We start from the raw sequence: 20,570 nt of genomic DNA, 5'->3' as shown, positions 1-20,570 counted from the left end.
TCGCTTCGGAGCTTGCGGCGCGTTGCAGAGCAACGATCGGCGTCAGACTTCCGTCGGTTCGCGAAGTGCCGCCCATTTCAGCAAGGCGTCGAGGGCCGGGCACAGCGCCTGGCCCCAATCGGTCAGGCAGTACTCGACCTTCGGCGGCACCTGGTGGTGGACGATACGGCGAACGATGCCGTCGGCCTCCATCTGCCGCAGCTGTTGGATCAGCATCTTCTGCGAGATCGCCGGGATCGCCCGTTCGAGGTCGGAGAAGCGCAGCACCTTGCCGCCGAACAGGTGAAACAGGATCACCAGCTTCCAGCGGCCCTCGAGGATGCGCAGCACATTCTCGACGCCGCTCGCCGCCGACAACGGCGTCAACGTCTCGGGCTTACTCTCAGGTAAGTACCTTACTTTTTCGTCGGTTTTTGTCATTTCACCAGTATATCTCATTTTAGAAGCCGGACAAGCGCCGCCGGCCTCGATGGGCGGCGGCAACCCCGCACCGGAGACGACACCATGACCGCAAACCTTCCGCAGCCGCTGGCCGACTATTTTGCCGCCAAGAACCGGCACGACATCGACGCCATGCTCGTGCCTTTCTCGTCAGACGCCACGGTCAAGGACGAAGGCGAACCCCATCGAGGCTCAGTCGCCATCCGCGGCTGGATGGAGGCAACGACACGCAAATACCGGGTGTCCGTCGAGGTCGCCGACGTGACGGTCAACGGCGATAAATGGCGGATCGCCGGCATCGTGTCTGGAAATTTCCCCGGCAGTCCCGCGATACTCCACTACGTCTTCACACTGGCCGATGACCGGATCGCGCGGCTGGAGATCGGCGCATGACCTTCGTCCAGAAATTTGCGGTCGACGATCGGGAATTTGCCGGCAAGCGCGTTCTGGTCACCGGGGGCACAAAGGGTGCCGGCGAGGCCATCGTGCGTAGGCTTTCGGCGGCGGGAGCGATGGTTGCAACCACCGCTCGCTCGGCGACGGAAGCATGCCAGCCGAAGCTGTTCATGCGGGCCGACATCAGCACTCTGGCAGGCGTCGAAAAGGTCGCCGCGGGTGTCATGGAGCAGCTTGGTGGTGTCGACATCATCGTTCACAACGTCGGCGGTTCGAAGAGCCCAGGAGGAGGATTTGCCGGACTGTCGGAGCAGGCCTGGCAAGATGAACTGGACCTCAACCTGCTGGCGGCGGTGCGGCTCGATCGCCTGCTTGTCCCGCATATGATCGAGCAAGGTTCAGGCGTGATCGTTCACATGTCGTCGATCCAGCGCCGCCTGCCGCTGCACGAATCCACCATCGCCTATGCGGCGGCCAAGGCAGCCCTTTCAACCTACAGCAAGGCGCTGTCCAAGGAACTCGGCCCCAAAGGCATCCGCGTCAACACCGTGGCGCCGGGCTGGATCCACACCACTGCTTCGGAAGCCATGGTGAAGCGGCTGGCATCCCACTCGGGCTCGGATGAGGCAACCGCCCGCCAGGGCATCATGGATGCGCTGGGCGGCATCCCGATCGGCCGGCCGGCATGGCCGCAAGAGGTTGCGGAACTCGTGGCATTCCTTGTCTCGGACCGCGCCTCGGCGATCCACGCCGCCGAATACGTCATCGACGGTGGCACCATACCGACGGTCTGACGGAGGCAAGCGGCCGACAAAAAAGAAAGAGGCGGGATGAGCCGCCTCTTTCTTGTTTTGGAACGTTTCCCAATCAGTTCATCGTCGGGATGACGAACTCGGCGCCATCCTTGATGCCGGACGGCCAGCGCGACGTCACCGTCTTGGTCTTGGTGTAGAAGCGGAAGGCGTCCGGGCCGTGCTGGTTGAGGTCGCCGAAGGACGACGCCTTCCAGCCGCCGAACGTGTAATAGGCGATCGGCACCGGGATCGGCACGTTGACGCCGACCATGCCGACTTGGACACGGCTTGCGAAATCACGCGCGGCGTCGCCGTCGCGGGTGAAGATGGCGACGCCATTGCCCATTTCATGGTCGTTGGCGAGCTTGATCGCGCTCTCATAGGTCGGCGCGCGCACTACCGAGAGCACCGGCCCGAAGATCTCTTCCTTGTAGATGCGCATGTCCGCCGTGACATTGTCGAACAGGCAGCCGCCCATATAGTAGCCGTTCTCATAGCCCTGCATCGTGAAGCCGCGGCCATCGACGACCAGCTTGGCGCCTTCCTTGACGCCGGTATCGACGTAACCCTTCACCCGCTCCAGCGCCTGCGCCGTCACCAGCGGGCCGAAATCGGCGGCCGAATCCGTCGACGGTCCGACCTTCAGGCTCTCGACGCGCGGGATCAGCTTTTCCATCAGCCGGTTGGCCGTGTCGTTGCCGACCGGCACAGCCACCGAGATCGCCATGCAGCGCTCGCCGGCGGAGCCGTAGCCGGCGCCGATCAGCGCGTCGACGGTCTGGTCCATATCGGCGTCAGGCATGATGATCATGTGGTTCTTGGCGCCGCCGAAGCACTGCACGCGCTTGCCCGCCGCGGTGCCGCGCGAATAGATGTAGTGGGCGATAGGCGTTGAGCCGACAAAGCCGACGGCCTTGATGTCGGGATCGTCGAGGATGGCGTCGACGACTTCCTTGTCGCCGTTGACGACGTTGAGGATGCCAGCCGGCAGGCCGGCCTCGAGGAACAGTTCGGCGATGCGGATCGGCACGCCCGGATCACGCTCCGACGGCTTCAGGATGAAGGCGTTGCCGCAGGCGATCGCCGGGGCGATCTTCCACAGCGGGATCATCGCCGGGAAGTTGAACGGGGTGATGCCGGCGACGACGCCGAGCGGCTGGCGCATCGAATAGACGTCGATGCCGGGGCCGGCGCCATCGGTGAACTCGCCCTTCATCATGTGCGGCGCACCGATGCAGACTTCGACCACTTCGAGGCCGCGCTGGATGTCGCCCTTGGCGTCGGCGATGGTCTTGCCGTGCTCGCGCGCCAGTATGTCGGCCAGTTCGTCATAGTCGCGGGCGACCAGTTCGAGGAATTTCATCAAGACGCGAACGCGGCGCTGCGGGTTGGTGGCGGCCCATTTCGGCTGCGCCGCCTTGGCATTCTCGACCGCCGCGCGCAGTTCCGCCTGCGAGGCCAGCGCCACCGTGCCGCGCACGGAGCCGTCCATCGGCTGCATGACGTCCTGCTTGCGGCCGCTGGTGCCGGCGACACGCTTGCCGCCGATGAAATGACCGTATTCGATCATGATATCTCTCCCTTGTTTGTGATGGACGCATTGTCCGCCTTTGCGATGGCGAAGGCAACGCGAGGAAGAACGCAACCGTTGTGCAGCAAATAGATAACGATTGACGGGCGCGCATCAATTCTCGCAAATGGAGGACCGCAAGATATCTCCTGGGGATTCCCATGAACTGGGATGACGTCCGCATCTTCCTCGCCGTGGCACGCGCCGGCCAGATCCTTGGCGCCGCCAAGCGGCTGGAGCTCAACCACGCCACCGTCTCGCGCCGCATCGCAGCGCTCGAAGACGCATTGCGCACAAAGCTCTTTCGCCGGCTGACCACCGGCAGCGAACTGACGCCGGCCGGCGAGCGCTTCCTCGACATTGCCGAGCGCATGGAGGGTGACATGATCGCCGCGCGCTCGACCATATCAGGCGAAGGCGACGATATCTCCGGCACCGTGCGCATCGGCGCGCCGGACGGGTTCGGCGTCGCCTTCCTGGCCAGGCGCCTCGGCGAACTGACCGCACTGCATCGCGAACTGACGATCCAGCTCGTGCCGGTGCCGCGCTCCTTCTCGCTGTCCCGTCGCGAAGCCGACATCGCCATCACCGTCGAGCGGCCGACCGAGGGCCGGCTGGTAGCGGGTAAGCTGGTCGATTATTCGCTGGGCCTGTTTGCCTCGCGCGCCTATGCCGAGGCCAATGGCCTGCCCAAAACCGCGGCCGAACTCGGCCGACACACCCTCATCGGCTATGTGCCGGATCTCATCGTCAGCCCTTCGCTCGACTACGCGGCCGAATTCAGCGCGGACTGGCGCACCAGCTTCGCCATCTCCTCGGCACTCGGCCAGGCCGAAGCGGTGCGCTCGGGCGCCGGCATCGGCATCCTGCACACCTTCGTCGCGCGCTCGATGCCGGAGCTGGTGGCCGTCGATGTGGTGGCGCCCATACGCCGTGCCTACTGGCTGGTCTATCATGAATCGGTGAGGCCGCTGCGCCGCATCCAGATCGTCGCCGGCTTCATCACCAAGGCGGTGGAGCGGGAAAAAAGTCTCTTCCTGTAAGGCGCTCAGGGCCCATCGAGAACGAACGAACTCGCCACCCGTTCGGCCTCGTCGGCCAGTGGCGCCCACTTCTGCTTCATTTGCTCGAGGCTGTCGCCCGTGAGCCCGCAAGTCACCAGACCGAAGTGGCTGCCGCGCAGCGAAAGCACGACCTTGGCGTGACCGGGGAAGCTGGCGCTGCCGTCGCCGACCTGGAAATCCATATCGGCCATTCGTGCCGGATAGCCGTCGGGAAAGCGGATCAACTTTTCGTTGCTGAAGGCCGCCGAGGTAAAGGCGGCTCCCACCATCTCTTGCCAGGCCTGCGGCGACCAGCCCGTTTCGAGAAATGCCTTGGGATCGGCGGGGGAACCGGACGCCTGCGGATCATAGTGACCGACCGATATCCGGCAGGTCAGGCCCTGATCACCGGATTTTATCTTCAGCCGCATCGTCTTGCCGGAAGGCGCCTCGTTTCTCCACCCTTCCGGAAAGGTCAGGGAAAATCCGTTGTCCTTGTCGTGAACGGTCTTGGCGGCGGCATTGGCCGCCGAGATGCAGGACAGAAATACGACAGCTGTAACCGCAAAGCCGATACGCATCACTGGTGCTCGCGAAATGCCAGACGGGGTCGATGCGCCCGGCAGGTTGTATCGCTGCGGTAATAACACGGTCTGGTGATACACGCCGCCTTTTGCTTGCCACAAAACCGGCCAGTGTGGCATCAGGCATGCGGTCGCCGGCCATTGGCAGGGCCGCCGGTGGGAATCGTTCAGAAAGCTGGCGCGGAAAAAATGCGAGCCGTTCTTGCCATCCTGCCGCTGATTTTCGTTTCGGCCTGCGCCAACCCGTGGACAAAAGTGCCGGAAGCCGAATTGCCCAAGCCGATCCGTTACGCCATGGCGCGCCCCTCGCCTTTCGTCTTCGGCAATTATTGCGGCCCCGGCACCCGCACCGGCGATATGTCGGCCCGGCCGGTCGACCGCCTCGACGCGGCGTGTCAGACCCACGACGCCTGCTACATCGCGCGCCACAATCATTGCGATTGCGACGGCGCGCTCGTCGCCTCCGCCCGGGCGATCCGTGATGACAAGACGGCGCCACGCAAGATGCGCGGCGAGGCGGAATTGCTGATCGCTACCTTCGCCATCCCCGTCTGCAAGGTGTTTCCCCAAGGCTTCATGCCGCCGCGCGACCCGGCTCAGTTGAGCGCCATGAAGGCCGGAGCCACCGGGTGAATCGCCACGCATTTATCATCCTTGCCCTGTTCGGGCTGACCGCCCTTGCCGGTTGTGCCGGCACAGGCCACAATGCCTGCAATCTCCTGCCGGGACAGGCGGCCTGCGCGCGGCCGTCTCTGTCGGCCAGCACGCCTGGGCCGCAGGTCGCCGCGTCGCAGTTTTTTGGCGATGCCGGCGCCAGCGACTACGAAAGACGCTTCCTGGCGCTGCTCGCCCACAATCAGCTCGGCGCCATGGATCGCGCCAATGGTACCGGCCCGTACGGGCGCAACCGCCGCGATGTGCAGAACAGCGGCTTCCGGGCGACCTATTCGACGCTGCAGCAACTGGCCGAACCACTCGCCAGGACGCATCTGCCGTCGGCCAATGGCGGTAGCGGCGTGGGCCATTTCGACGGACGCTGGCGGGTGTCGCGGCAGACGCTCTACATCGATGCGGCGGCACGGCCCTCGTCACCCAAGAGTTTCGATTTCTCCGGCCTGCAGGCGCGAAGCACCGAGATCGTCGTGCGCCAGGCCGGAGAGCAGCCGGTCGAGATCGAGGCCACCTGCGACGGCGCGTTGGCGATCCGCGCCGCCGGAGCCTCGCGCACCATCGCCGCCGGCGCGGCATTTCGTTTTCGCCTGTCCGGCGAGGACGACACGGTCAGCCTGTTTCCCAGCGACGGCCTGAACCGCTGCACGGCAAGGATCCGCTCCAGCCTTGTCCCGGCCGGGGCGCCGCTCACCATCCGGCGCGAAGAGACCGCGGATCCGGCTCTCGCCAGCTTCGACAGCCGCTACGAGCGCTGCCCGGTCCCCGAAAGCGCTGGCCTCGACGCGCTCGAGCGCGCCTTCTATGCCAGCCGCTGGCTGTCGCAGACCTGCGCCCTACCCGTCGGCGAGCCCAGGCTGCTGCGCAAGTCGCGCGACGGCTTCAACGCCAAGGTCGAGGCGCTGATGGGCGCACCGCTGTCCGATGCGGCGATAGACAAAGGCGACCCGGAGCTGCCTCTCGATTTCTCCAGGGCGCCACGGCTGAAGCTGATCTATCTGTCGTCGCTGGAATTCAAGGCGGACTTCTCCGGCTGCATCATCGAGCGGCTGATCCGCCATCATGCCGCCCTTGGCACCAAGGTGCGCATACTGGTCACCGACGTGCTGGAGCGCGAAAAGGACGACGCCATGCTGCACCGGCTGGCCGCCGAATTCCCCAATGTCGAATTGCAGGAATACCGCTGGCGCGCCGATCATGGCGCGCCGATCGACGAGCAGATTTCACAGCTGCACAAGACCCATCATATCAAGATGCTGGCGACGCTGGCTGTGGACCCTGCGCGCTCGCGCGTCATCATCGGCGGCCGCAACATCCATGACGGCTTCCTGTTCCATAGTCCGATCGACCTGTCGCGCTATCCGGACCTGCAGCAATACGGCAAGACCGACGGCTTTTCGCTGAACTACTATTCGAACTGGAGCGACTTCGACATCGAGTTCGCCGACCGGGCGACGGTCGAGACGCTCGCCGCGCATCTATCGACGATATGGTTGCGCGACGCCGACACCAATCTGGCGCGCCCCTTCTCCATCCCGGTCCATGGAAATGGCCGCCCCCAGGGCAATGCCCGGCATTTCATCTCCGTGCCCTATGAGGACGACCATGCGCTGGAGGACTATTTCGTCGAGCTGGTCGATGCCGCCCGGCAGCATATCCAGATCGTCAATCCCTACCTCAATCTGACGCCGAGCCTCGCCCATGCTTTTGACCGGGCGCTCGCCCGCGGCGTCAAGATCGACATTGTCGGCCGCATCGATCTCAAGGGCGATATTGGCGGCAAGTTCCTCACCGCGCTCAACAAGCTGTTCGTCGAGAAATATGGCGACCGCATCAACATCCGCGAGTTCAAGGCGCCCGACGTGGTGCTGCATTCCAAGATCATGATGATCGACGAAAGGCTGGTCGCCATCTCCTCGGTCAACCTCAACAACCGCAGCTTCTTCCACGATTCAGAGAACGGCATGATGGTGCTCGATCCCGCCTTCTACGTCAGGATGAAGCCGATCTATGACGACTATCTCGCCCATTCGAATCCGGTTTCCAGCAACGTGACGATCCCGTGGATCTATCGGCTGCTGTTCGACGAAGCCTGGGTCAAGCAGGCGTTCTGATCTCTAGCGCCGCCTATTTCAGGTAGCGCTCCTGCGCCAGGGCACGGGCATCGATGTCAGGCACCTTGTTCGACATGATGTCGGCCAGCACCTTGGCCGAGCCGCAGGCCATGGTCCAGCCGAGCGTGCCATGGCCGGTATTGAGGAAGAGATTGGAAAGCTCGGTACGGCCGATCAGCGGCGGCCCATCCGGCGTCATCGGCCGCAGGCCGCACCAGAAGGTCGCCTCGCGCATGGCGCCGGAGCCCGGAAAGAGATCGCCGACCGAATGTTCGAGCGTGCGCCGCCGCGATTCGTGCAACCTGAGGTCAAAGCCTGAAATCTCGGCCGTGCCGCCGACGCGGATGCGGTCGCCCAGCCGGGTGATCGCCACCTTGTAGGTTTCGTCCATCACGGTCGACACCGGCGCCAGGGCGGCATCCTTGATCGGCACGGTGATCGAATAGCCCTTGACCGGATAGACAGGGATCGACCGCTTCATCCGGCGCATGAAGCCGGCCGAGTAGCTGCCCAGCGCCATCACATAGGCTTCGGAGGCCTTGAACCCCTTGCTGGTGCTGACATTGGCAATGCGGTTGCGGCTGCGCAGGACGCGCCAGATCGTCGTGTCGTATTCGAACTTGACGCCCCGCGCCACGCAGAGCTCGGCCAGTTTCTCCGTGAACATCTTGCAGTCGCCGGTCTCGTCATGCGGCAGCCTCAGCCCGCCGACGAATTTCTCGCGCACGCCGGCCAGCGCCGGCTCCGCCGCGATGCAGCCGTCCTGGTCGAGGATCTCGTAGGGCACGCCATATTTCTTCAGCACATCGACATCGCCACCGGTACCGTCGAGCTGCTTTTGCGTGCGAAACAGCTGCAGCGTGCCCCGGCTGCGCTCGTCATAGGTGATGCCGGTCGCCTCGCGCAGCGCCTTCAGCGTGTCGCGGCTGTATTCGGCCAGCGGCACCATGCGCGACTTGTTGATGGCATAGCGCTCCGCGGTGCAGTTGCGCAGCATCTTGACCAGCCAGGTCCACATATGCGGATCGAAGGCCGGCCGCACCACCAGCGGGCCATGCTTCATCAACAGCCATTTGATCGCCTTGAGCGGAATGCCGGGGCCGGCCCAGGGCGAGGCATAGCCGGGCGAAATCTCGCCGGCATTGGCGAAACTGGTTTCCAGCGCCGGGCCTTTCTGGCGGTCGAGCACCGTCACCTCGTGGCCGGCCTCGGCAAGATAATAGGCCGTGGTCACCCCGATGACGCCGCCGCCCAGCACCATGATCTGCATCGTTCACTCCTTGCCGCGCCGCGCGTCCTCAGGACGCCCGTGGACGCGACCGCATTTCTCGATTTGCGCATGATCCCAAATGAAAATCGATGCCGATTTTCGAGAACCATGCGCTGTTGCCCATTCACGCCGCCGAGGGACCGGGGTCGTCGTCTTCTGTCTGCCGCATTCCGGGCGTCTCGCCAAGAGGCCGCCAATCGTCCGCGGCGCTGTAGACGAGAGTGAGCCCGTGCGGTCGCCGCCCGTCGGCCCGGTCCCTCTGCCTGACCGCGCGCCGGGCAGCCTCCGGCTGGTAGAGCACGGCCTTGATCAGGATCGACTCCCGCCGGCCGTCGGCGTGCTCGATCGAAGCCGCTTGGCCCTGCGCCATGCCAAGCATGCACAGCCCACGCCTGGTTGCCACCGACAGGCTGGAGCCCACCGGCCCGCGGCCCTCGTTCTGCACCAGGGTACGCGTCTCGGCGTGACCGGCATCGACGCTGAACACCACCCTGCTGTTCAGCGTGACGATATCGGGGCCGACCGAATCGATCGGCACGATATCGGCGCTTGAAAGCTTGTGTTCGAGCATGCGCACGATCGGATCCGCGAATGCCCGCCGGCGCTCCAGCATGACTTCGAGGACGGCGCGGTCCTTCGTCGTCAGGCAGCAATTCGTGTTCTTCATCACCGCCTCCACGATCAGCGCCGCTGCGCGCCGGAGGCCGGCGTGTCGACGGCTTCGACGGTCACCGACAGTTCACGGCCGCCCCGACTGCTCCAGCACACCGCCTGCCCGGCCGCCGCCCCGATGAGCGCCGTTCCCATCGGCGTCAGCACCGAGATCCTGTTTTCGGCAATGTCGGCGTCGCCGGGATAGACCAGCATGATGCGCTGGGTCTCCCCGCCTTCGCCGCGGACCGTCACGATCGAACCCATACGCACCACGTCGGCCGGCATCGCCGCCGCGTCCGTGACGACGGCGCGGTCCATCTCGAAGAGCAGTTCCTCGGCCGTCTCGGGGGCACGGTCGAGCAAGGCTCTCGCCAGGCCGGTCAACCTGTCGTGGTCGGTGTCGCTGATCACAATCCGACTCGATGGACGCGGTCCTGTTGCATGTTGCATGGCACACCTCTTGGATCGGCGCATCGAATGGATGCGCGCTTGCCGCCGCACTGATGGCGGCGTGATGAAAGCCGGCAGCCACGAAGGGCTGTACGGCTTGATGGCGGTTTGGATGTATGGATGCCCCGATACGGACGGACGCCAGAAGGCGGCCGCGCCGGGGCTACGATCCCGCGATCGGGCAGACCCTGAACAAGGTTCTGGTGTAAGCGAGGTTGCTCATGCCCCGAACCTTGCCGACAGGCGCCCGCTTGTCAAGCGCGGCCAAACCGCTCAACCGCCGACATAGTGGCGGTGAAAGCGCGGGCCGAGACTGGCCAGGATTTCATAACCGATGGTGCCGGCATGGCCGGCGGCATCGTCGACGCTCTGCGAGGGACCGAGCAGCTCGACCACATCGCCCTCGCGCAGCCTGCCGGGCGGCAGGGCCGATATGTCGAGAATGATCGAATCCATCGACACACGCCCGAGGAAAGGCAGGCGCACGCCCCCGAACCAGGCCGCCGAAGCGGAGCGGCGCAGCCAGCCATCCGCATAGCCGAACGAAATCGTCGCCAGGCTCAGCGGAGCGTCCGCGTGATAGCTGTGGCCATAGCCGATGCCGGCGCCCTTTTCGACGCGGCGCGTCTGCGCCACCTTGGCCTGCAGCCGCACCACGGGCAGCATCGGATTGGCCTCACCAGGCGTCGGGTTGATGCCGTAGAGCGCCGCTCCCGGCCGAGCGAGATCGTGATGGTAGGACGGCCCGAGAAAGATGCCGGAGGAATTGGCGAGCGAGGCAGGCGCCTCGGGCAGTACGGCGCGCAGCCGTTCAAAGGCCAGCCGCTGCTGCTCGTTGGCCGGATGGTGAGGCTCGTCGGCGCAGGCCAGATGGCTCATCACATATTTGACGTCGATGCCGTCGAACGCACTGCTATCCCCAGCCAGCGCCTCGACTTCGGCCGGCGCCATGCCGAGCCGCGACATGCCGCTGTCGACTTGGATGGCAGCCGGCAGCCGGCGACCGGCAGCCGGCGCCGCCGCGCGCCAGGCCTTCAACTGCGCGCCACTGTTGATGACCGCGCAAAGCCCAGCCGCCATCGCTTCCGGCTCGGAGCCAGGCGGCAGCCCGTTCAGCACATAGATATCCGGCCCGGTTCCGATCGCCTTGCGCAGCGCAATGCCTTCGGCCAGCAGAGCGACAAAGAAGATGTCGCAGCCTTCCCGGGTCAGTGCCGCCGCCACCTGGGCGGCGCCAAGCCCGTAGCCATTGGCCTTGACCACGCCCGCGCAGGCCACGCCGCCCAGCCGCGCCTTCAGCCGCCGGTAGTTTTCACGGATCGCGCCGAGATCGATCGTCAGGATCGCGCCGGCCGCCGCCTCGCTGACCGGCCACCCGGTGACGGTTTTCGCAGCGGACCGGTTGACGGCGTCGTTCATGGCGACCCTCATTGCATCGGCCTTCAATACGACCCTCGCACCAACGCGGCAACCTCGACGCGCGATTACCGCGCCAGATGGCTGAACGCCGCCACCACCTCTTCATAGACCTTGCGCTTGAACGGCACGATCAGGTCGGGCAGATCCTGCATCGGCCGCCACGACCATTTGTCGAATTCGGCGGTGTGGCCGCCGGGCGGCGGATTGATGTGGATTTCGCTGCTCTCGCCATGGAAGCGGAAGGCGAACCATTTCTGCGTCTGGCCGCGATACCGGCCCTTGAAGGCAATGCCGACGAGATGATCCGGCAGGTCGTAATTGATCCAGTCCGGCGCCTCGGCGAGCAGCGAGACGCTGCGCATGCCGGTCTCCTCATAAAGCTCACGCTCGGCCGCCTGCAGCGGTTCCTCACCCTTGTCGATGCCGCCTTGCGGCATCTGCCACAGCTGCGTCGTGCCGGCGAATTCGCTGTCGGGCTCGGCAATGCGATGCCCGACCCAGACCAGGCCTTCGCCATTGAGGATCATCAGCCCGACACAGGGACGATAGGGCAGCGTTTCGCGGTCGACTATTTTCGTCTTCGGCATCAGTCAGTCTCTCCAGCCATCTTGCGATGGCTAACCCTTTTGCGGATCGATCGCCACCGCTGAAATCGGCACGATCTCGATGCCGCGCTTCCTGGCCTCGGCAATCCAGGACGACACGGTGTCGACCGTGAGATCGAAGGCCGAGCCGATGCCGACGGCAGTGCCCTTGGCCCGCGCTGTGGCTTCGAGACTGTCGAGTTTCTTCAGGATTGCGCCGCGATCCTGCACGGCGTCGATCGCCGTATCGCCGGCTACGAAGGGCACGCCGTCCTTCAGCGCCAGGTCGGGCGCCAGGCTGCGCGCCGACGAACCGTCGTCTATATAGGCCAGACCCCGTTTGCCGAGTTCGGCCATGAACGGCCCCATTGCCGCCGGGTCGGCGGAGAAACGCGCGCCCATATAGTTCATGACGCCGGTGTAGTTCGTCGTCCGCGACAGCGCCCAGTGCAAACTCTTGAGGTTCTCCTCAGCGCTCGCCGCCACCGTCAGCGTGTTGCGGCCGGGGTTGACGTTGGGATAGTCGAATGGTTCGAGCGGCACCTGCATGACGATCTCGTGGCCGCCCTGCCGGGCGGCTTGCATCCAGCGGCCGATGCTGTTGCCTTGCGGCGCGAAGGCCAGTGTCACTTCCGCCGGCAGCTTGGCGATCGCAGCCTGGGTGCCGGTCTGCGAGACGGCTAGCCCGCCGATGACGATCGCCACCCGCGCCCCACGCGCGCCGGACCACGGCCGTGCATAGACATCGAAAGGCCGCCTTCCATCGGCGGAGCGTATCGGCAGCGGTCCGGTGTCGCTGGCTTCGATCAGCGCCTTGTCGGGAAGATGCGCGATCTTCAGGTTCTGCCCAATGCTCGATGGATCACGGATGACGATGGCGGCTTGCGGAGGGCCATCGCCCTCCTCCTTCTGCACATGGATGATCTGAGGACCACCGGTTTTGGACGGCGTTTCAACCTTTGGCGCCGCCACCGGGGCCAGAGCGGATGGCGCGGCGGCCGGCTCGGCCGCAGCCGTCACTTTCGGCGTCGAAACGGCGACCTCTTGCGGCTTTCGAAACGGCTTTTCCCGGAGCGCGATCGCGGCCGAGACGCCGACCAGCGCCAGCACGACAACGGTCGACGCAACCACGCCAGTGCTGAACTTGCGGGCAGCGCGCGGCGCTCGGAGCGTCTGTCCAAGCGGGCGTTCGATGTCCTTGCCGATATCAGCCAAGCCCTGTCCCCGGGGCGCATGGTTGCGAAGGCGACCCCTTCGACGACATGCGCGAATTCATCAACCCTGGCGCCCCCTGGCGCCGCATCCGGAGGCCTGGTCTTGCCTCCCCGAATCAAACTGCCGGAACCTTTCGGTCCCGGCAGCATCGCATTGCTTCGTTCAGGCGGCCAGACCCGGCCGACCAAACCGTTACTGGTTGAGCACGGCCTTTTCCGGATTGGGCGGGAAGGCCGGATCGGTCTTCTCGCCGCGCAGCAGCTTCTCGGCAAAGATCAGCTGCAGATCGTCCTTGGGATCCGGCGGCACATAGGCTGCCGAGCCCGAGCCGGTCGCGCTCTCGTCGGCGCCCTTGATGTGGCCCTTGAGATCGGATTCGCCGCGCGTCAGGTCCCTGCCCTGCAGTTCCGGCGGCAGCGGCTGGTCGACCTTGATGTCGGGCGTGATGCCCTTGCCCTGGATCGACTTGCCCGATGGCGTGTAGTAGAGCGCCGTCGTCAGCCGCAGCGCGCCATTCTCGCCGAGCGGAATGATGGTCTGCACCGAACCCTTGCCGAAGGACTGCGTGCCCACCACCGTGACGCGGCGCAGATCCTGCAGCGCGCCGGCGACGATTTCGGACGCGCTGGCCGAGCCGCCATTGACGAGCACGATCATCGGCTTGCCGTTGATGTCGTCGGTCTGCTTCGGCTTGGCGTCGAAGCGGGTGACGTCCTTCGGATCACGGCCACGCGTCGAGACGATCTCGCCGCGCTTCAGGAAGGCGTCGGACACGCTCACCGCCTGGTCGAGCAGGCCACCCGGATTGAGGCGCAGGTCGAGCACATAGCCCTTGAGCTTGTCGTCCGGCACCTGCTTCTTGATGGTGTCGATGGCGCTCTCGAGGTCGTCATAGGTCTTTTCGGTGAAGGAGGTGATCTTCATGTAGCCGATGTCGTTCTCGACCCGGAACTTGACCGCCTTGACCTTGATGATGTCGCGCACCACCGTCAGCTCGATCGGCTTGTCGGCGCCCTGGCGCAGGATGGTGAGCTTGATCGGCGTGTTGACCAGGCCGCGCATCTTTTCGACCGCGTCGTTGAGCGTCAGGCCACGAACCTCTTCGCCGTCGATCTTGGCGATGTAGTCGCCGGCCAGCACGCCAGCCTTGGCGGCGGGCGTATCGTCGATAGGCGTGATCACCTTGACCAGGTCGTTCTCCATGGTGACCTCGATGCCGAGGCCGCCGAACTCGCCCTTGGTCTGCACGCGCATATCCTGCGCCTGTTCGGCATTCATGTAGGAGGAGTGCGGATCGAGAGAGGAAAGCATGCCGTTGATGGCGTTCTCGACCAGCGACTTGTCGTCGGGCGGCGTGACATATTGCGCCCGCACCCGCTCGAAGATGTCGCCGAAGATCGCCAGCTGCTTGTAGGTCTCCGATCCCGCAGCGTTCGCCGACGAGCCAGGAGCACCATAGACGAGGCTCATGGCGGATGCGCCCATCAGCGCACCGGCAAACAGAAGCGACAGTTTCCGCATCATTTCACGTCCTTCCAGAATAACGGTCCGCCCACCATGGGGTCGGATCGACGGGTTTTCCATCCTTGCGGAACTCGACGTAGAGTTCCGGCGTGGCATTTCCATTCTTCGAAACCGAGGTGCTTGCCACCCGGGCCTCTCCCATCGCACCGACCGGCTCTCCTGCGAGCACTGACTGGCCAGTCACGACGCTGATTCTGCTCATCCCCGCCAGAACGACATGATAACCGTCGCCAGCATTGAGGATCAAGAGTTGACCATAGGAGCGAAACGGCCCCGCATAAAGCACATTCCCATCCGCCGGAGCGGTGACGATGGCTCCCGATTGTGTCGCAAGCATGTCGCCAAGCATCACCGCGCCATTACCGTCGTCCGCGCCAAACCGGCGCTTGATGCGGCCGGTGACCGGCAGCGCGATCTGCCCCTGCAGCGCCGAAAAGGGGGCGGTCGCGGTGAGCCGGTTGCCTTCGGGAACCGGCAGCGACGCCAGCGATGCCGTTTTGTCGCCGCCATCGTTTCCATCACTGTTCGGAACGTCACCCGGCTGGCCCGCAGCGGCTGCCTTTGCGGCATCGGCGGCCTTGCGGGCCTTGTCGGCCTGCGCTTCGAGCGAGGCGATCAGGTCCTTCAGGCTGCTGGCCTTGGCCGCCAGCTGCTCGGAACGCTGCTGTTCGGCCGCCATTTGCGCCTGCGTGTCGGCCTCGAGCTTCTGCTTGGCTTCCAGCAGCATGCCGAGCCGCTTCTTTTCCGCCACCTGCTCGCCGACAGCGTCCGTCAGCCGCGCCCGCTCGGCCTCGATCGAGGCCGTTACCCGGGTCTGCTCCTTGAGGTCGGCCAGCAGGCTGTCGGTCTGCTGGCGCAATTCCGGCACCACGGCGCCGAGCAGGATGGCGCTTCGCACCGACGACAGCGCGTCCTCTGGCTTGACCAGGATCGCCGGCGGCGGGTTGAGCCCCATGCGCTGCAGCGCGCCCAGCACCTCGGCCAGCACGTCGCGCCGCGCCATCAGCGAGGCACGGATTTTCTGTTGCCGGTCCTTCAGCCCTTCCAGCTTGGCGCCGATGTCCTCGATGTCCTGGCCAAGCTTCTGCTCGGTCATCGCCGACTGGATCAGCGCGGCGGTAATCGAGGCATGGTCCTTCTTGACCGCGGCGATATCGGCGGCGAGCTTGGCAAGCCGTTCGGACGACAGCGTTATTTCCTTGGAAACCTGCTCGTACTCGGCGCGGCTCTGGTCCGGATCGGGCGCCATGTCGAGCGTGTTTTCGGCCCGCGCCGAGTGGAACGACAGAAGCATCGCCACCGCAGCCATGCCGCAGCGCGCGCGCCAGGAGCCCCCTGTCGGGCCCGTTATCGATTTCCAGCCCTCAGACATTCGCGATCTATACTATCCGCGGCTTCGTTAACGAACCATCAACCATGTTCGACCAGCCCGTCCCCGAATGGATGTTGCCCAAAGTGGTCCCCGTTTTGGGCAACGACATGCATCAAAACCACAGATTCTGAATCTAGCTCGGCATTGGGGCGGAAATCCGGGCAATGGGCGACGAATCACCGCTGGCGCCAACTGTGCGGCAGGCTCATGCGCGATGATAGGGGTGGCCGGAAAGGATCGTCGCCACCCTGTAGAGCTGCTCCCCCAGCATCACCCGCACCAGTTGATGCGGCCAGGTCAGCGCACCGAACGACAGCACCAGATCCGCCTGGTCGCGCAGCGGCGGATCGTGGCCGTCGGCGCCGCCTATGGCCAGCACCAGCGCCTTGCGCCCACCGTCGCGCAACTGCCCGATGCGATTGGCTAAATCCTGCGAGGAAAGGCTCTTGCCGCGCTCATCGAGCACGATCATCGCCGTGCCCGGCTGCAGCTGCGCCTGCAGTCGGGAGCCTTCGTCGCGCTGGCGCTCTACAGCGCTCTGCGACCGGCCCTCTGTGATCTCGGTTATCCCGGCGAATTCAAGCCCGACCGCCGGCCCGCTCTTGGCGAAGCGCTCGAAATAGCGGTCGGCCAACTCCCGCTCGGGGCCGGCTTTCATTCGGCCCACGGCATGAACTGAAATCTTCATCCTCGCCTCTATAAGCCGCTAGTGCATGTCACCCAAAGTGGGAAGCGGTTTTGGGACAATGACATGCATCAAAACAACGGCGGCTTAGTGGAGGGTCTCTTCCTCGAGATCCGGCGCCTGCCACATCTTTTCGAGATTGTAGAATTCGCGGACTTCGGGGCGGAAGACATGGACGATGATGTCGCCCGAATCGATCAGGACCCAGTCGGCGCCGGACAGCCCCTCGACGCGCGCCGTGCCGAGGCCGGCATCCTTGAGCGCCTTGAGGAGATGGTCGGCGACAGCCGAGACATGACGGTGCGATCGGCCCGACGCGACGACCATGTAGTCGCCGAGGCTCGATTTCCCCTGAATGTCGATTGAGACGATGTTTTCGGCCTTGGAGTCTTCCAGACTGGCAAGGACTGTGTTGATGGCGCGGGACACGGCGTCGTTTACGCTGATCCCGGCCGGCGAAGGCACGATGTCGGCCTTCTTCCGCAGTGCTGTTCTCAGTGTATTTCCTTTCGCAGCAAGAACAACCAAATCACCCCCAAAAGCAGGTGACGCCACTTAGATAGGCAGAGTTCCCTGACAGTTTCAAGACGCAGCCCCAACTCACGCGAACTCGCCGGTTGCCCGCTTGTTCCAGAGGGAGGCAAAAAAAGCGGAACCCAGGCGTCTGGCATGGGTTATCGGCTGACCGACCAACCGGAATCCCGCCATGCCGATCGACCCGCAAAACACCCTTCTTACCGTCCAGGCCGGCCTGGCGCAGCTCAGTACGCTGATCGTTTCCTATTCCTTCTCGGCCATCGGCGCCATCATCCTGCTGGTGGTCGGCTACATCGTCGCCGGCCTCGCCGAGCGTTCGATCTTTGCCGGCCTCGGCCATATCCACGGTTTCGACGCGACGCTGCGGCATTTCTTTTCCAAGATCGTCCGGTACGCCATCCTGATCCTGGTCGTCATCATGGTGCTCGGCCAGTTCGGCGTGCAGACCGCCTCGATCATCGCCGCGATCGGCGCCATCGGCCTTGCCATCGGCCTGGCGCTGCAAGGCACGCTGCAGAACATCGCCGCCGGCATCATGCTTCTGGCGCTGCGGCCGTTCCGCATCGGCGAATCCGTCGAGGTCGGCGCCATTTCAGGGTCGATCGAGGAAATCGGCCTGTTCGCCACCAGGCTCAGGACCGCCGACGGCGTCTACATACTAGCGCCCAATTCGACGCTGTGGAACCAGCCGGTGCGCAATTTTTCGCGCAATGGGGTGCGCCGCAGCGACATCAGCTTGAGCATCGGTTCGTGGAACGACATCGACGGCGCCCAGAAGACATTGCTTGCTCTTGCCGGCGCCGACAAGCGCATCCGTCGTGAACCGGCGCCGATCGCCTTCGTGGCCGGCCTCGGCGATACGACCGTTTCGCTTACCTTGCGCTATTGGACTTCGGCGGCCGACTACTTCTCCACGAATATCGACATGACGAAACGTGCAAAGCAGGCTTTCGACAGCGAGGGCATCTCCATCCCGCTGCCGCCACCGGAAGCACCGGCACAGGAGACCCGTAAGCAGTAAGCAGTCGCGAGACGTCCAGAGCACTTTCACTACGGCGATCGAAGGAAACCCGTTCAGTCCTTGGTCCGGCCTGCGATCTCGTCCGGCGCATAAGCGAGTTCGACCGGCAGCGGCGCCTGCGCCGTCATCGGTGCGAAGCTGCCGGTCTCGGTGGCAGGCACGGCCTGTGTGGTGAACACGCGCAACAGCACGAACAGGCAGAAGGCGCAGGCGATGACAACGGCCACATAGATGAAGGCCTGCGTGCCGAAGACGGCCGACAGCGCCGTCACGATGCCCGGCACCACGAACCCGGCCAGCGACCAGGCAAACAGGAGCGAGCTGGACAGCGCCACCATGTCGTCCTTGCCGGCGCGGTCGGCGGCATGCGCGCTTGACAGCGAATAGATCGATTCCGAAGCGCCGTCCCACAAGACATAGATCACCAGCAGCGCCGGCAGCGCGCCGCCGTCGAAACCGAGCGCGAACATGCCGGCCACCGCGGCCAGCGCGGATGCCCCGATCAGCACGTAGCGGCGATCGGTGCGGTCGGATATCCAGCCGAAGGGAAGCTGCAGGATCAGCGTGCCGAGCGGCATCACCGAAAGCAGCAATGCCACATCGGCCTGGCTATAGCCCTTGGCCGTGGCATGGATCGGCGCGAAACCGGAAATCGACATGGACAGGCCACCGACCGCCAGCATGCCGGCAACGCCGACCGGTGAAATCCGCCAGGCCCGGCCCAGCGCCACCGAGGCGGCCTGCGGCGCCGGCGGCTGCGCCAGCCGCGTCATGCCGACGGGCAGGATCGACAAGGCGGTGAAGGCAATGCCGATCAAGGGCGCGTCCGCGGTCTTGATGTCGACCAGCGCCAGCGTCGCATAGCCGACACCGAGCCCGGCGACATAGGCGACGTAGAAAAAGGCCATCACCCGGCCGCGTATGGCGTTGGCCACGGCATCGTTCAGCCAGCTCTGCGCGACGATGAACAGGCCGCATATGGCAAAGCCGTAGAGGGCGCGCGCGCCGATCCACAGCACGGGGTGCGGACCGGCACCGATGGCCGCGTTGGAAAGCGCGATCAGCGCCGACAGCACCATGAAGGCGCGGGCATGGCCGACCCTGCGCACCAGCGGCCCGGTCAGGATGCAGCCGGCAAGACCGCCGGCCGACAGGCCGGTGACGATCAGCCCGGCCCAGGTCGGATCGAAGCCCTCGACGCCGAGCCGCACCGGGATGTAGGCAAACATCAGCCCGTTGCCGATGGCGATCAGCGCCATCGACACGATGACACTGGCGATCGCGATCAGCGGCGTCGGCGCACTGCCATGCACCGGATCGATTTTGGTATTGTGCTTCACGGGAGTGGTCATGTTCAGACAAGATCGCCTATGCGGCAGCGAAAAGCCCCTGCAAAAACGACATCGGCGGTCTTCCCTTCTCCCCTGGGAGAAAGGAAGACCGTGCAGGTCCTACCCCTTCGCCATCTTGCGGATCGCGCTCGACGACAGCGACGAGCGCGGGCCGTGGATGAAGGTCCAGGCCGGCGCCTTCATGCGGGCGAGCAGCGGCGCGTCGCCTTCATCGATGCGGGCATAGTCGAAGGTCTTGGCGACGACCGACGACAGGAACGACAGCGTCGCGCCCGGCCGGTCGATGACCGCGATGGGGAACGTCAGCACGATCTCGCGCCAGCGCTGCCAGCGATGGAAATCGCGCAGACTGTCCGCGCCCATGATCCAGACGAAGTCGACACCCGGGTTGCGCGCCTTGACCAGCGCCAGCGTGTCGGCGGTATAGCGCACATGATGCGCCGCCTCGAAGGCGGTGACCTTGATCTTCGGGTTCTTGGCGATCTGCTCCGACAGTTGCAGCCGCTCGGCCAGCGGCGCCAATTCGCGCGTGCTCTTCAGAGGATTGCCCGGCGTCACCATCCACCAAAGCTGGTCGAGCGCCAGGCGCCTCAGCGCGATCTCGGCGACCAGGGCATGGCCGGCATGCGGCGGATTGAACGAGCCGCCGAACAGGCCGACGGCGAGACCTTTTTCGGCATGCGGCATCTTCAGGTAGGCGGAGGGGGCAGCCTGGGGGGAAGAGGATGGCATCGCGCTAGGCACCCCCCTCTGGCCTGCCGGCCATCTCCCCCGCAAGGGGGGAGATTAGCAGTTCGACTGCAGGAGCAAATCCTGCAACGCAGATGATTGGCGAAACCGGAAATTCCAGCCGATCTCCCCCCTTGCGGGGGAGAT

21 protein-coding genes are annotated in these 20,570 nt (G+C 64.9%); 6 read left to right on the top strand and 15 right to left on the bottom strand.

The annotated features are described in order from the left end of the window. Positions 1 to 42 precede the first annotated feature (42 nt). Entirely contained in the window at positions 43 to 420 is a 378-nt protein-coding gene (locus JG747_RS06020; protein WP_202361370.1) for a winged helix-turn-helix transcriptional regulator, read from the bottom strand. Positions 421 to 504: 84 nt separating this feature from the next. Here JG747_RS06020 and JG747_RS06015 point away from each other — a divergent pair, with 84 nt between their 5' ends. Together JG747_RS06015 and JG747_RS06010 are read left to right on the top strand one after the other, a co-directional pair. Further along, on the top strand, positions 505 to 834 hold the full coding sequence (locus JG747_RS06015; RefSeq protein WP_202361369.1) for a nuclear transport factor 2 family protein: 330 nt from the start codon (positions 505 to 507) through the stop codon (positions 832 to 834). Next, positions 831 to 1,631, top strand: a complete 801-nt coding sequence (locus JG747_RS06010; protein WP_202361368.1) for an SDR family oxidoreductase — start codon at positions 831 to 833, stop codon at positions 1,629 to 1,631. Before JG747_RS06015 ends, JG747_RS06010 begins: the two co-directional genes overlap by 4 nt. Positions 1,632 to 1,704: 73 nt before the next feature. Here the strand turns inward: JG747_RS06010 and JG747_RS06005 are convergent, their stop codons facing one another. Beyond that, positions 1,705 to 3,201 (bottom strand): CoA-acylating methylmalonate-semialdehyde dehydrogenase, encoded by a 1,497-nt coding sequence (locus tag JG747_RS06005; protein WP_019861803.1) that lies wholly within the window; start codon positions 3,199 to 3,201, stop codon positions 1,705 to 1,707. Positions 3,202 to 3,362: 161 nt separating this feature from the next. On the opposite strand from JG747_RS06005, the gene JG747_RS06000 reads away from it, so the two are divergent. Further along, positions 3,363 to 4,244: a LysR family transcriptional regulator gene (locus JG747_RS06000; protein ID WP_202361367.1), complete on the top strand. Its 882-nt coding sequence runs from the start codon at positions 3,363 to 3,365 to the stop codon at positions 4,242 to 4,244. A gap of 5 nt (positions 4,245 to 4,249) precedes the next feature. Here the strand turns inward: JG747_RS06000 and JG747_RS05995 are convergent, their stop codons facing one another. Further along, positions 4,250 to 4,909 carry a hypothetical protein gene (locus JG747_RS05995; protein ID WP_244748340.1) on the bottom strand — a complete coding sequence of 220 codons (660 nt, stop codon included), beginning with the start codon at positions 4,907 to 4,909 and terminating at the stop codon, positions 4,250 to 4,252. Between the two features lie 108 nt (positions 4,910 to 5,017). Here JG747_RS05995 and JG747_RS05990 point away from each other — a divergent pair, with 108 nt between their 5' ends. After that, positions 5,018 to 5,461 (top strand): hypothetical protein, encoded by a 444-nt coding sequence (locus tag JG747_RS05990; RefSeq protein ID WP_038650330.1) that lies wholly within the window; start codon positions 5,018 to 5,020, stop codon positions 5,459 to 5,461. Further along, a complete protein-coding gene (locus JG747_RS05985) occupies positions 5,458 to 7,611 on the top strand; it encodes a phospholipase D-like domain-containing protein (protein WP_202361366.1) in 2,154 nt (717 codons plus the stop codon). The genes JG747_RS05990 and JG747_RS05985 overlap by 4 nt, the downstream gene beginning before the upstream one ends. Positions 7,612 to 7,624: 13 nt before the next feature. On the opposite strand, the gene JG747_RS05980 is transcribed toward JG747_RS05985, so the two are convergent. From JG747_RS05980 to rsfS, 10 genes are all read right to left on the bottom strand, one after another. Beyond that, a complete protein-coding gene (locus tag JG747_RS05980; RefSeq protein WP_202361365.1) occupies positions 7,625 to 8,881 on the bottom strand; it encodes a D-amino acid dehydrogenase in 1,257 nt (418 codons plus the stop codon). 124 nt (positions 8,882 to 9,005) lie between these two features. Beyond that, positions 9,006 to 9,548 carry a nucleoside-diphosphate kinase gene (locus JG747_RS05975; RefSeq protein ID WP_019861809.1) on the bottom strand — a complete coding sequence of 181 codons (543 nt, stop codon included), beginning with the start codon at positions 9,546 to 9,548 and terminating at the stop codon, positions 9,006 to 9,008. A gap of 14 nt (positions 9,549 to 9,562) precedes the next feature. Beyond that, positions 9,563 to 9,985 carry a nucleoside diphosphate kinase regulator gene (gene rnk, locus JG747_RS05970; protein ID WP_064981290.1) on the bottom strand — a complete coding sequence of 141 codons (423 nt, stop codon included), beginning with the start codon at positions 9,983 to 9,985 and terminating at the stop codon, positions 9,563 to 9,565. 273 nt (positions 9,986 to 10,258) lie between these two features. Beyond that, positions 10,259 to 11,404, bottom strand: a complete 1,146-nt coding sequence (gene alr / locus JG747_RS05965) for an alanine racemase (RefSeq protein ID WP_202361364.1) — start codon at positions 11,402 to 11,404, stop codon at positions 10,259 to 10,261. Between the two features lie 65 nt (positions 11,405 to 11,469). Further along, entirely contained in the window at positions 11,470 to 11,991 is a 522-nt protein-coding gene (locus JG747_RS05960) for an RNA pyrophosphohydrolase (RefSeq protein WP_019861812.1), read from the bottom strand. A gap of 30 nt (positions 11,992 to 12,021) precedes the next feature. Next, entirely contained in the window at positions 12,022 to 13,203 is a 1,182-nt protein-coding gene (locus JG747_RS05955) for a divergent polysaccharide deacetylase family protein (RefSeq protein ID WP_064981292.1), read from the bottom strand. 192 nt (positions 13,204 to 13,395) lie between these two features. Next, positions 13,396 to 14,727, bottom strand: coding sequence for a S41 family peptidase (locus JG747_RS05950; protein ID WP_064981294.1), 1,332 nt, complete (start codon positions 14,725 to 14,727; stop codon positions 13,396 to 13,398). Between the two features lies 1 nt (position 14,728). Continuing rightward, positions 14,729 to 16,099, bottom strand: a complete 1,371-nt coding sequence (locus JG747_RS05945) for a murein hydrolase activator EnvC family protein (protein WP_019861816.1) — start codon at positions 16,097 to 16,099, stop codon at positions 14,729 to 14,731. Positions 16,100 to 16,304: 205 nt separating this feature from the next. Then, positions 16,305 to 16,787 carry a 23S rRNA (pseudouridine(1915)-N(3))-methyltransferase RlmH gene (rlmH, locus tag JG747_RS05940; RefSeq protein WP_202361363.1) on the bottom strand — a complete coding sequence of 161 codons (483 nt, stop codon included), beginning with the start codon at positions 16,785 to 16,787 and terminating at the stop codon, positions 16,305 to 16,307. An 84-nt stretch (positions 16,788 to 16,871) separates the two neighbouring features. Next, positions 16,872 to 17,249, bottom strand: a complete 378-nt coding sequence (gene rsfS, locus JG747_RS05935) for a ribosome silencing factor (RefSeq protein WP_010912111.1) — start codon at positions 17,247 to 17,249, stop codon at positions 16,872 to 16,874. A 241-nt stretch (positions 17,250 to 17,490) separates the two neighbouring features. On the opposite strand from rsfS, the gene JG747_RS05930 reads away from it, so the two are divergent. Beyond that, positions 17,491 to 18,342: a mechanosensitive ion channel family protein gene (locus JG747_RS05930; RefSeq protein ID WP_202361362.1), complete on the top strand. Its 852-nt coding sequence runs from the start codon at positions 17,491 to 17,493 to the stop codon at positions 18,340 to 18,342. 53 nt (positions 18,343 to 18,395) lie between these two features. On the opposite strand, the gene JG747_RS05925 is transcribed toward JG747_RS05930, so the two are convergent. Together JG747_RS05925 and JG747_RS05920 are read right to left on the bottom strand one after the other, a co-directional pair. Further along, positions 18,396 to 19,694 carry an MFS transporter gene (locus JG747_RS05925; RefSeq protein WP_019861820.1) on the bottom strand — a complete coding sequence of 433 codons (1,299 nt, stop codon included), beginning with the start codon at positions 19,692 to 19,694 and terminating at the stop codon, positions 18,396 to 18,398. 99 nt (positions 19,695 to 19,793) lie between these two features. Next, positions 19,794 to 20,381, bottom strand: a complete 588-nt coding sequence (locus JG747_RS05920; protein ID WP_019861821.1) for a nicotinate-nucleotide adenylyltransferase — start codon at positions 20,379 to 20,381, stop codon at positions 19,794 to 19,796. Positions 20,382 to 20,570: the final 189 nt, after the last annotated feature.

This window comes from Mesorhizobium sp. 131-3-5 (genome assembly GCF_016756575.1).
In the GTDB taxonomy this organism is placed as follows: domain Bacteria; phylum Pseudomonadota; class Alphaproteobacteria; order Rhizobiales; family Rhizobiaceae; genus Mesorhizobium; species Mesorhizobium jarvisii.
The sequence above is the reverse complement of the archived record's forward strand: the minus strand, read 5'-3'. Positions and strand labels throughout refer to the sequence as shown.